13 protein-coding genes are annotated in these 11,300 nt (G+C 67.9%); 8 read left to right on the top strand and 5 right to left on the bottom strand.

Annotated features, from left to right (window positions below; translation table 11 throughout):
- Window positions 1-274: 274 nt before the first annotated feature.
- Window positions 275-505, bottom strand: coding sequence for a DUF7543 family protein (locus ACP96_RS09860; protein WP_050025459.1), 231 nt, complete (start codon window positions 503-505; stop codon window positions 275-277).
- A 58-nt stretch (window positions 506-563) separates the two neighbouring features.
- Window positions 564-707 (bottom strand): hypothetical protein, encoded by a 144-nt coding sequence (locus tag ACP96_RS19210; RefSeq protein ID WP_200895699.1) that lies wholly within the window; start codon window positions 705-707, stop codon window positions 564-566.
- A gap of 96 nt (window positions 708-803) precedes the next feature.
- Between ACP96_RS19210 and ACP96_RS09855 the strand changes: the two genes are divergently transcribed.
- The 3 genes from ACP96_RS09855 to ACP96_RS09845 all read left to right on the top strand — a co-directional run bounded on the left by ACP96_RS09855 (window position 804) and on the right by ACP96_RS09845 (window position 2,985).
- The gene (locus ACP96_RS09855) at window positions 804-1,940 is read left to right on the top strand and encodes a M24 family metallopeptidase (RefSeq protein ID WP_050033181.1); all 1,137 of its coding nucleotides are present in this window, start codon (window positions 804-806) and stop codon (window positions 1,938-1,940) included.
- 190 nt (window positions 1,941-2,130) lie between these two features.
- Entirely contained in the window at window positions 2,131-2,427 is a 297-nt protein-coding gene (locus tag ACP96_RS09850) for a DUF5789 family protein (RefSeq protein ID WP_050025460.1), read from the top strand.
- Window positions 2,428-2,538: 111 nt separating this feature from the next.
- A complete protein-coding gene (locus ACP96_RS09845) occupies window positions 2,539-2,985 on the top strand; it encodes a DUF302 domain-containing protein (RefSeq protein ID WP_050025462.1) in 447 nt (148 codons plus the stop codon).
- Between the two features lie 579 nt (window positions 2,986-3,564).
- On the opposite strand, the gene ACP96_RS09840 is transcribed toward ACP96_RS09845, so the two are convergent.
- Complete coding sequence (locus ACP96_RS09840; protein WP_050033184.1) at window positions 3,565-4,764, bottom strand: cation:proton antiporter; 1,200 nt, start codon at window positions 4,762-4,764, stop codon at window positions 3,565-3,567.
- 78 nt (window positions 4,765-4,842) lie between these two features.
- Complete coding sequence (locus ACP96_RS09835) at window positions 4,843-5,322, bottom strand: cation:proton antiporter regulatory subunit (RefSeq protein ID WP_050025483.1); 480 nt, start codon at window positions 5,320-5,322, stop codon at window positions 4,843-4,845.
- A 131-nt stretch (window positions 5,323-5,453) separates the two neighbouring features.
- Between ACP96_RS09835 and ACP96_RS09830 the strand changes: the two genes are divergently transcribed.
- From ACP96_RS09830 to ACP96_RS09810, 5 genes are all read left to right on the top strand, one after another.
- Window positions 5,454-5,795 carry a DUF7562 family protein gene (locus ACP96_RS09830; protein ID WP_050025464.1) on the top strand — a complete coding sequence of 114 codons (342 nt, stop codon included), beginning with the start codon at window positions 5,454-5,456 and terminating at the stop codon, window positions 5,793-5,795.
- 36 nt (window positions 5,796-5,831) lie between these two features.
- Window positions 5,832-6,695: a hypothetical protein gene (locus ACP96_RS09825; protein ID WP_050025466.1), complete on the top strand. Its 864-nt coding sequence runs from the start codon at window positions 5,832-5,834 to the stop codon at window positions 6,693-6,695.
- 98 nt (window positions 6,696-6,793) lie between these two features.
- Window positions 6,794-8,095, top strand: a complete 1,302-nt coding sequence (locus tag ACP96_RS09820) for a ribonuclease catalytic domain-containing protein (protein WP_050033180.1) — start codon at window positions 6,794-6,796, stop codon at window positions 8,093-8,095.
- A 243-nt stretch (window positions 8,096-8,338) separates the two neighbouring features.
- Window positions 8,339-9,418: a sensor histidine kinase gene (locus ACP96_RS09815; RefSeq protein ID WP_200895700.1), complete on the top strand. Its 1,080-nt coding sequence runs from the start codon at window positions 8,339-8,341 to the stop codon at window positions 9,416-9,418.
- Between the two features lie 55 nt (window positions 9,419-9,473).
- Window positions 9,474-10,853, top strand: a complete 1,380-nt coding sequence (locus ACP96_RS09810; RefSeq protein WP_050033179.1) for an MmgE/PrpD family protein — start codon at window positions 9,474-9,476, stop codon at window positions 10,851-10,853.
- A 37-nt stretch (window positions 10,854-10,890) separates the two neighbouring features.
- Here the strand turns inward: ACP96_RS09810 and ACP96_RS09805 are convergent, their stop codons facing one another.
- A complete protein-coding gene (locus ACP96_RS09805; RefSeq protein WP_235271488.1) occupies window positions 10,891-11,229 on the bottom strand; it encodes a universal stress protein in 339 nt (112 codons plus the stop codon).
- Window positions 11,230-11,300: the final 71 nt, after the last annotated feature.

Here is an 11,300-nt window from a genome sequence, read left to right as displayed (position 1 = left end):
GGGGGGGGGGGCCCCCCCCCTCTCCCCCCCCCCCCCCCCCCCCCCCCCCGAACCCGCCGTTCCCGGGCGTGTCGTCTTCGCCGGATCCGCCGGTGTCGAGGGCGGAGCAGCCGGCCAGTCCCGCGACACTCGCGGTGCTCGCGGCACCGAGCACCCGCAGCCACTCCCGACGCGATCGTTCGGTCATGATGGGTTGCTACCCGCAGCGACAATAAAAAGCCACGCTCCTCGGCGTCGTGCTCGCGAGACGCTTTGGTGACCCCAATACTAACGGTCAGTCGTCGATGTCGCGGGCCTCGCGCCACGCCGCCGCGCGGTCGAGCGCGGCCTCGCGGTCGTCGAACCGCTCGCGCTCGTAGGCCGACTCGTCGTCGGCCTGTTCCATCACGTCGAGGCGGGCGACGAACCCGCCGTCGCCGCGCTCGCGGATCCGGACCGTCGCGTAGCCGTCGGAGCGCTCCCACTCGGTGATCACGTCGTCCTCCCGTCCCAGTGACCAGGGCATACCGGAGAGCGCGCGCGACGCGGCTAAAGCGGCGCGGTTTGCGGCCGGTTTCGATCGCTCAGGAATCGTCACTCGTCGGCGCCGTCGCGTGCGAGCAAACCGGACAGACCGCGTAGCCGAGGGCGTCGTACGGCACGGACGCCGAGGGGGCGGTCACGTCACACTCGGGACAGTCGAACGTCGACTCCGTCTGGATGCTCATACCGATCCGTGCGACCGCTTCGCATATCGTTATGCGGCGCTTGCCGTCCCCGCAACGAGTGCCTACTTATAAGCGACCGCCGGTCCGAGTGCGACCGTGACCGAAGACATCCACGCGGAACGGCGCGAGCGCGCGGCGGCGCGGCTCCGGGAGACCGGCGCCGACGGGCTCGTCTGTTTCCCAAGTCGGAACCTCCAGTACCTCACCGGCTTCGCCGAGGAGCCGGGCGAGCGACACCTCCTGCTCGTCGTGCCGGCGGGCGACCGCACTACAGACGCGGGTACCGCCACCGAGCCGACCCTCCTCGTCCCGGCCCTCTACGAGACGCAGGTTCGCGAGGAGACCACCGTCGACGCGGTGCGGACGTGGGCCGACGGCGACGACCCGACCGCCGCCGTCAGGGAGCTGCTCGGCGGCCTCGGGCTCCGCGAGGGTCGGCTCCTCGTCGACGACACGATGTGGGCGACGTTCACGCAGGACCTCCGGGCCGCCGCGCCCGACACGGAGTGGGGACTCGCGAGCGAGGCGCTCGCCGACCTCCGCGTGCGCAAGGACGAGGCCGAGCTGGACGCGATGCGCGCGGCCGCGGCGGCCGCCGACGAGACGGTCCGGGACCTCCGCGACCTCGGCGCCGACGCGGTCGGGATGACCGAGCGCGACCTCGCCGACCGGATCGCCGACCGGCTGGCCGCCCACGGGGGCGCAGGGACTTCCTTCGGGACGATCGTCGGCGCGGGGCCGAACGGGGCGAAGCCCCATCACGGCTGTGGCGACCGCGAGATCCGGGCGGGCGAACCCGTCGTGCTCGATTTCGGCACGCGGGTCGACGGCTACCCCTCCGACCAGACGCGGACGCTCGTCTTCGACGGCGAGCCGTCGACCGAGTACGAGCGGGTTCACGAGACGGTCCGGGAGGCGCAGGCCGCCGCCGTCGACGCGGTCGAACCGGGAATCGCCGCCGAGGCGGTCGACCGAGCCGCCCGCGAGGTCGTCGAGGACGCCGGGTACGGCGACGAGTTCTTCCACCGTACCGGCCACGGGGTAGGGCTCGACGTTCACGAGGAGCCGTACATCGTGGCCGGTAACGACCGGGAGCTGGAACCGGGAATGGTCTTTTCGGTGGAACCGGGAATCTACCTCGACGGGCGGTTCGGCTGTCGGATCGAGGACCTCGTCGTCGTCACTGAAGGCGGCTGCGAGCGGCTGAACGACACCGACAGGGGCTGGCGGTGAAGCCGAGTGTTCTCGAAAAAGCAACGCGGGAACCCCGCGCGCCGATCCGACACGCGGTTGCGGGAGTCGTGTGCGTGATCCCAATCAAAACACACTGTCGGATCACATAATCCTAGTCCCGAATTATTTCGGGTGAACTGATCCGGTTCGCATCGAAACCATTAGTGTCGCCGGAGCGAAAGCGCGGGGTATGAGCGACACCGACGAGTCCGATGCGGAGGAGGCGGAGGAGCCGGCCGTCGAGCTGGGCGAGGGGCCGGACGTGGCGGGCGAGCCGATCGCTCGCGTCGCGTCCCGGCTCACGTGGCCCGCGAAGCGCAGCGACCTGCGCGCACAGGAGGGCGACGCGACGATCCGGACGCCCGAGGGCGCCCGGGACCTCGACGACGTGCTCGCAGAGTCGGACGTTCCCCTCTTCGAGAGCCGGAGCGAGTTCGTGACCGAGGTCGAGGCGGTCGTCGGGCGCGGCCCGGTCGCGACCGAGTAACCGTCCGGTTCTCTCTTTCGTCCTTCCGCTTTCGCTCCGCTCTCACCGCCTTCTTCCGTTCGGTCTCCCGACCGCCGCGGGCTTTTTGTCCGGGCGACGCGCATTCGGCGTATGACGATCCCCTTCGATCCGCACGAACTCGACCCCGAGGAGTACGGCGAGACGCAGACGACGCTCGAAACTGACCACGAGTCGGCGATCGAGCGCGTCCGCGAAGTGTGCCTCGACGAGGGGTTCGGAATCCCCGTGGAGTTCTCCCCGTCCGACATGCTCAACGAGAAGGTGGATGCAGACCGCGACCCCTACTACGTCCTCGGCGCCTGCAATCCCGAGATGGCGAACCGCGCGCTCGACGCCACCGACGAGCGGATCGGCGCCCTGTTTCCCTGTAACATGATCGTCCGGCAGGAGTCGCCGGATGAGCAGGTCGTCTACCACGTCTCGATCATGAAGATCGCCCGACTCCTCGGGCTTCCGACCGATGACGAGGAGATGGACGCGATCATCGGCGATACCGGCGAGATGGTCGACGCCGTGTTCGCGGAGCTAGAGAAGTAAGCGACCGCTGTCAGCGAATTTCAGAAGTAAATTCGATACCGACGGCGAATGCTTATAAATAAACGAGGCGGTGGGGCGTGCCGCCGAGCGCCCTGATAAGGGCGCGAGGGGCACACGCGAGGGAGTCGGTGGTCCGGAGCAACGCGGAGGACCACCGACGAGGCTGGGGAGGCGTGAGGCCGTGCGGTTGCGGTCCCGCGAGCGATAGCGAGCGGGAGCACGGAAGTCGCAGCGCCGAGCGTTGCGAGACCGACGGTCTCGCAGGCAGCCGGGCGAAGCCCGGCGACGAAGCGAGGTGACCGTCTTCCGGCGGTGCGGGGTGGGACTCAAAGGGGCAGTCGTGATCCCCGCGAGCAACGCGAGCGGGGGCACGGGAGACGGAGTCTCCCGGAGAGACGAAGGCGGCCGCAGCAAGCACCGCAGGGAAGGAGCGTAAGCGACTGACTGAGGAGCGCAGCAAGGCCTCCGAGTCGTCGCGACTGGGGCTTTGGAGGTGTTCGCCGTCGATCCGTCAGGAGTCACTTAAAAGCGATCGACAGTGGCTTTGGAGGAATTCACCGCCGACTCGCCGTCAGCGACTTATAAGCGATCACCCTCGCCACCATCCAGCCACGAGGTCGCGATCGACTCGAACGGCTCGGAGTACTGCATCAGCGTCGTGCCGAGGATCGCCATCACGAGCACGTAGCCGACCGCGAACGCATTGATCGTCTGCGCGACCGCCGGGTCGAACGCGCCGGCCTGGCCCGCGGTCACTGCGATCGTCGCGATGATCAGCGAGAACTCCCCGCGGGTGGTCATCCCGAGCGCGACGCGGGTCGACCGCTTGGTGTCGAGGTCGAACGCGCGCCCGGCGAGGAAGCCGGTGACGAACTTCGTCGGCGTCGTCACGACGACCGCGAGCGCGACGAGCGCCGCCACTCCGCCGAACAGCAGCGGGTCGGTGACGAGTCCGATCCAGAAGAAGAACACCGCCGCGAACGTGTCGCGGACGGGTTCGAGCAGCGCCTCGATCTCGTGGGCGTACTCCGTCGAGGCGAACGCCATCCCGACGAAGAAGGCCGCGACCGCCTCGCTGACGCCGAGCGCGAGTGCCCCGCCAGCGACTAACACGACGGCCGCGATCGACCGGAGCGCGACGAACTCCCGGTTGTCGGTCTCGACGAGCTTGGCGAACCCGGGCGTGCCGTACCACACGAGCGCCAGGAGGGCGAGGATGAACGCGATCGCGATCCCGATGTCGACAACCGCCGCCCCCACGTCGCCGCCGCCGAGCGCGATCGCGGACGCGACCGCGAGGTACACCGCGATGAACAGGTCCTCGTAGACGAGGGTGCCGAGCATCGGCTCCGCCTCGTCGTTGGCGATCCAGCCGAGGTCGATGAGCGACTTCGTGATCACCGCCGACGAGGAGATGTACACGATACCGGCGATCAGGAACGCGGGCAGGAACGCGCCGAAGACGAGCCAGCCGAGGACGAGCCCGGCGCCGAAGTTCGCCAGATCGATCGTCCCGGCGATCCCGATCTGGCGCCGCCGGGCGAGCAGCCGGTCGAGGTTGAACTCCAGTCCGAGGAAAAACAGGAGGAAGACGATCCCGAGCTCCGCGCCGATCTCGATGAACTCGGACTCGGGGATATACGTAGTCCCGAGCACCGGCAGCGAGAGGCGTCCGAGCACGAACTCGCTGAGCGCCATCCCGCTCACGATGTAGAAGGGGATCACCGACTGGCCGAGGCGATTCGCGAGCGCGCCGACGCCCGCGATCGCCGTGAACATGATCCCCAGTTCGAGGAGGGCGTCAGCCACCGGCCGGTACCTCCGCGGCGGTCGGTGAACTTGCGGGGAATCCGCCGCTCATCCGGTGAGAATTTCCTCGAACGCCTCGCAGTTCTCCGGCGTCCCGACCCCGATCAGCGTGTCGCCCTCGCGGAGAGTGGTATCGGCGTCCGGACTGTCGATGACCTCGTCGTCGCGCTGGATCGCGACAATCGCGAGGCCGGTCCGGTTCCCGATGTCGGCGCTTTCCAACGTCTCGCCGATGAGCGGGGAGCCGGGGTACAGCTCGTACCACTCCAGGAGGATGCCGCCCGGCAGCGTCGTCTCCTGCGTCTCCGGTTCGATCGGCTGGAAGTACGCCCCCTCGATGATCGACCCGATCGTCCGAGCGAGGTCGTCGTCGAACTCGAACACCTTCTCGGAGTCGGCGTCGGAGTCCGGCCGGCGGAACACCTCGCGTTTCCCGGTGTTGTGGATGACGACGATCATCTCGCCGTCCCTGAGATCGATCTCGAACTTTTTCCCGACGCCCGGGAGGTCTGACTCCGTGATCGGCATACCGGGGAACAACGGGCCCACGGTATTAGTAGTGTAGTTCGGCGGAGACCGATCGGTTCGAAGCCGTTCTCCGTCCGACGGGCGTCTGCCGCGCACCAAACGCTAAGTACGCCGGGCCCAAGGGAACGGATATGTGGCGCTCCCGGAAGAGCCGGGACCGGCGAACGGTGATCTGCATCGCGTGCGGCGACTCCGTGCTGCGCGAGGACGCGCGCGAGTACGACAAGGAGGGGAACCGCTGGAACCGGCGCGACAAGGAGTTCGAGTACCTCTGTACCGACTGCGACGACGAGATCTGTCACCAGCCGCGCGACGGGCTCGAATCGCTAATCACCTCGATCGAGTCGGACGGGCTCTCTCGCGAGGAGTTCCTCGACCGCTACGCCGACGCCGTGGTCGACGCCGACGGCCGGACCGGCGAGGGCGGCTCGGGAAGCCGCTCTGACTGCGGCCGCTCGGACCGCGACCGATAATTCTACCAGTCGGGGCTCGGTACCGCGACCGTACGCATGTGCGCCCTCCACATAGCGGCCGCGGTTGCCGCCCTCGTCCCGACCGCGATCAACGGCAACGGAACCGTCCCGACCGCCATCAGCACCGTCGATCCCGTCACGACCGCCGCCGGCGCCGGCGCGCTGCTCCTCGGCGTCACGTTCCTCGCACGCGGCGCGAGCGGCACCGTCAACGCGGTCCGAGTCCTCCGAACGACGGCGACGAGTCCGGGCGAACTCGACGGCGCGGAGCGACAGATCCGAGTCACGGGCCGCGCCGCCGAAGTCGACGGCGAGACGCTCCCCGCTCCGTTCGGCGGCGAACCGTGCCTCTGCGTCGAGTACGACGTCTCCGAGCTCCGCAGTCAGGGGAAAGGCCAGTCGTGGGTCACGATCGACGGGGGCGAGGCCGGCGTCCCCTTCCGGGTCGACGACGGCGGGATCGGTGTCCGGGTCGATCCCTCGGCGGCGACGTTCTCGCTCGACGTCGCCGAGAAGGTCAAGCTCGACGCCGGCGAGGAGCCGCCCGAGCGCGTTCGGGGGTTCATCGACGCGGTCGACGAGGTCGACGACACGGAGACGGGGTACGAGATCGGAGCGCTCACGATCGGTGACGACCCGCGGCGCCGGTACGTCCAGCGGACGCTCCGCCCGGGTGACGAGGTGACGGTCGTCGGCGACAGCGAGGCGTTCCCGGACGCGCCAGTCGGCGAGGTGAAATCGCGGATCGCGGGCGGCTCGCCGTTCGTCGTCTCGGACGCGAGAGCGCGCTCGACCGCGCTCCGACTGATCGGCCCGTTGGCGATCCCGATCCTCCTCGGCGCCGTCGCGTTCGGCATCGGGGCCCTGCTGCTGTCGCCGACGATCGCGACGCTCGTTTGAGGCCGCTCTCGCGTCCGCGGCCGCTCGTCCCGGCCGCGCGCAGAGCGCAGGTCTCCCCGCCCGACAGGCCTTTCTAACGGACCCGCGTTGGTGGAGGTATGTCAGACGACGAGCCGAAACCGGGGTCCGCGGAGGACCAGGGTCCCGTGACGATCACGCCGGAGCTGGCCGACCGCCTCGCCGAGAAGCGGGAGGAGCTGTTCGAGGAGTTCGAGATCCGCGACGAGTTCCCGAGCGAGGTCCTCCGCGAGGCGGAGACCCGGACCGAGGACGTGTACGAGGAGATCGAAGCCGAGATCGACGAGCGGGAGGACCTCCGCGACCTGACGACGTGGACCACCGACCCCGTCGACGCGCAGGACTTCGACGACGCCATCTCGATCGAGCGGGAGGAGGGCGCCTACCGGCTGTGGGTCCACATCGCCGACGTGACCCACTACGTCACTCCCGACACCGCGATGTGGGAGGAGGCGGTCGAGCGGGCTAACACCGTCTACCTGCCCGACTACACGATCCACATGCTCCCGCCGGTGCTGGCCGAGACCGTCTGCTCGCTCGTCCCGAACGAGGACCGGCTCGCGCACACCGTCGAGATGGAAATCGACGACGAGACGCTCTCTTTCGAGGACATCGAGATCTACAAGTCCGTCATCAACTCCGACGAGCGGCTCACCTACTCGGAGTGTGAGAACCGCCTCGAAGACCCCTCCCTCCCCCTCGGCGAGGAGAACGCGCTCGCCTTCGAACTCGCCGACCGCATGCACGAACAGCGCAAGGCGGACGGCTCGCTCGTTCTCAACCCCCGCCGCGACCGCGCGCACACCATCATCGAGGAGTCGATGCTGAAGGCGAACAAGGCGGTCACGCACACGCTGATGTGGGACCGCGGCGTCGAGGCGATGTACCGCGTCCACCCGCAGCCGACTCCCGACCAGTGGAACGAGGCGTTAAAAGAGATCCAAGAGCTCGACTCGGTCTCCATCCCCGGCGACGCGTGGGGCGACGACCCGCGGAAGGCGGTCAACGCCGCCTTAGAGGAGTCGCCCGGCCGCCAGCTCAACAAGATCCAGCGCGCCGTGCTGAAGGTGATGCCCCGCGCGAAGTACATGAACGACCCCTTCGGCGGCCACCACGCGCTCAACTTCGACATCTACGGACACTTCACCTCGCCCATCCGGCGGCTCTCGGACACGATCAACCACTGGATCGTCCACGAGAACGACGTGCCGGAGAACATCCTCGAGCTGTGTGACCACGCCAGCGATAAGCAGAAGGACGGCGAGACCGCGGAGCGGCTCTACAAGCAGTTCCTCCAGGAGGTCGGCCTCGATCCCCACGCCGTCAACAACCGCGGCGTCGAGGTCGTCGACGACCCCGAGGAAGCGAAGCACACGGTCTGAACGGGACGCTGAACGTTCGCGACCGCGGTCGACGACGCCAACGAGTTCCCCGCGAGTGAGCAGGCGATGCAAACACACCAGATGTCTCACTCCTCTCGGAGCGACGATCGCCGCCACGAGTAGATATCAGGGAAATTATTAGAAAAGCGGATTTTTGCGAGATGATAAACGCACAGACTCGTCTAAATATACATCTGACATTTCCGAAAGTACTTATATACTGGTGGAGTTGACAGGACACGCATGAATACGGAAAGGCGTTCGAAGTGGCTTTATTTGCCTTTCGTAGTCCAAGGGGTAGGATCATTATTCCTCTTCATATTTCTTTTCACCTCTCTTTTCTTTCATGACTTTGAATTAAATATAGTAATTACCAATAACTTTATTTTCAGCTTGATTACGTCTTTACCTTTTATTATAGTGATCGGATATTCCGGCTATTGGCTCGACGGAAGTCAACTGTCGACGGAGCGATATCCGCGCATCGGAAAGTGGTTCGCGAGCGGACTCGCCGGATTTCTGGCCCTGAATACGCTCATGATCCTGGTGTGGCCCACCGGTTCCACGTACAACGATCTCATGTGGGGACTGTTCGCCGCGGCCGTCGGCGGTGCGGGTGGCATCACGATCGGCCTGTTCGAGGCGCGTGCGATCGATCGGGCGATCGCCACCGAACGACAGGCGATGAAACGGAGACGCGTCGAAGACCGTAACGACCGTCTCAACGAGTTCGCGGACACCGTCAGTCACGATCTGCGGAATCCGCTGAGCGTCGCCTCCGGACGCCTCGAACTGGCGCGTGAAGAGCACGATAGCGAACACTTGGACGCGGTAGCGAGTGCGCACGACCGAATGGAAACGCTGATCGACGGTCTGCTCAGGCTCGCGAGGAGCGGAAAGGATATCGACGAACTGGAGCGAGTCCGACTGCCGGATGTTCTCAAGACGTGTTGGGGAAACGTCGCGACCGCGAACGCGGCGATAGCGATCGACATTGACCAGACGATCCGTGCCGATCGGAGCCGTCTCCGACAGCTGCTCGAGAACCTCATCCGAAATAGCGTCGAACACGGCGGTGAGAACGTGACCGTCGGTCGTCTGAACGACGGATTCTATTTCGAGGACGACGGTCCGGGGATCCCGGCCGAGGACCGAACGGGGGTGTTCGACACGGGGTACTCGACCTCAGAGGAGGGGACTGGGCTCGGCTTGAATATCGTTAAACAGGTCGCGGAGGCCCACGGATGGCGAATCCGGGTGACCGATGGCACCGATGGCGGCGCACGGTTCGAGATCACGAACGTCGAGTTCGTCGAGCGGTAACACGCCTCTCTGCCGTCAGCCGAACCTTGATGCGGTCGGCCGGCCACCGATCGGCATGGTAACTGACCGCATCGTCGCCCACTGCGAGACCGTCGACGGCGACCGCCCGGACCTGCCGGCACACCTCCTCGACTGGTTCGCCGTCGCGATCGGCGGGGCGGCCCACGCCGACTCCTCGCCCGCGATCCGCGACGGGATCGACCGGATCGCGGGGCCGACCCCCGACCCGGCGACCGACGAGACGGCTACCGTTCTCCTGACCGGGGAGCCGATGACTCCCGCGGACGCCGCGTTCGCGAACGGCGCGCTCGCGCACAGCCTCGACTTCGACGACACGCACCTCCCCTCCTCGCTGCACCCGGGCGCGCCGACGGTCGCGGCCGCGCTCGCGGCCGCCGAGGCCGCCGACGCGAGCGTCGACCGGTTTCTCGCGGCGGTCGCGGCCGGCTACGACGTGGCCTGCACCGTCGGCGAGGCGGTCGGCCCCGACTCCCACTACGACCGGGGGTTCCACGTGACCGCCACCTGCGGGACCTTCGGCGCGGTCGCGGCCGCGGGCGTGGCGCGCGGGCTCGACGCCGACGCGCTCCGGAACGCTCTCGGGATCGCCGGAAGTCAGGCGGCCGGCTCCCTCCAGTTCCTCGCGAACGGCGCGTGGAACAAGCGGCTCCACCCCGGTCTCGCCGCCCGCCGCGCGATCGAGGCGACCGATCTGGCGGCCGCCGGCGTCGTCGGCGCGGCCGACCCCCTCGACGGCGAGCACGGCTTCTTCGCGGGGTACAGCGACGACCCGAACCCCGCGGCGTTCGATCGGCTCGACGAACGCGACGCGGTCGCGGAGACGGGACGCAAGCCGTACCCCTGCTGCCGGTACCTCCACTCCGCGATCGACGGCCTCCGAGATATCGCGTCCGCGGTCGACCCCGTCGACGTGGAGGCGGTCGAGATCGCGATCCCGAGCGCCGGCGTCAGGCTCACCGGCGACCCGATCGCGGCGAGGCGGCGCCCCGAGAGCTTCGTCGACTGCCAGTTCTCGGCCCCCTTCGCGGCCGCGCTGACGCTGACGGAGGGGACCGCCGGCGCCGAGCCGTTCCTGCGGGCCGTCGGCCGGTTCGACGACCCGCCGCGCTGGGACGACCCGGAGCTGCGCCGCTTAATGGACGCTACGAGCGTGACGACCGACGAGACGATCGAGCGTCGGTTCCCGGCGGAGTGGGGCGCCGAGGTCGCCGTGACCGCCGCGGGCGAGACTCACGAGCGCTCCGTGAGCGTCCCGCTTGGCGAGCCCGAGAAACCGATGTCCGACACCGACGCGCGGGCGAAGACCGAGGGGCTGCTCGCCGGGACCGGCGTCGACGCCGACCGCCTGACGGCGGTGATCGAGTCGCTCGGTGACCGGTCGCTCGCGGAGCTGGTGGACGCGGCGACGGCGTGAAAAGGGGCTAGCTCGGCAACGTCGCGGGCGGGGAGCGCTACTCGTCCTCGCTCGGCTTCCCGACGATCACCGGGCGGTCGGCGTTGAGCAGGACGGTCTGGCTGACGCTGCCGAACAGCGCCTTCCCGACCGGCGAGCGCTTGCGCATCCCGAGGGCGATCGCGTCCACGTCCCGGTCGGCGGCGACCTCGAGGATCGCCTCGGCCGCGTCGCCGACGTGGAGCTCGCGGTCGTGAGCGATTCCGAGTTCGTCCAGTCGCGTCTCCACGTCAGTGAGCGAGTCGGGGATCCCGCGGAGCTCCTCGATCGACTCGTTAACCTCGTCGATGACGGACGACCCGGCCTCGTCGGCCGGCGCGTCGACCGACTCGTACACGTGCAGCAGCGTGACCTCGATCTCGCCCGGATCGACGGGGAGCGATTCGAGGATGCCGACCTGCGAGAGCG

This window comes from Halorubrum halophilum, assembly GCF_000739595.1.
In the GTDB taxonomy this organism is placed as follows: Archaea; Halobacteriota; Halobacteria; order Halobacteriales; family Haloferacaceae; genus Halorubrum; species Halorubrum halophilum.
Note: the sequence above shows the minus strand (reverse complement) of the source record. Positions and strands in the feature narration are given on the sequence as shown.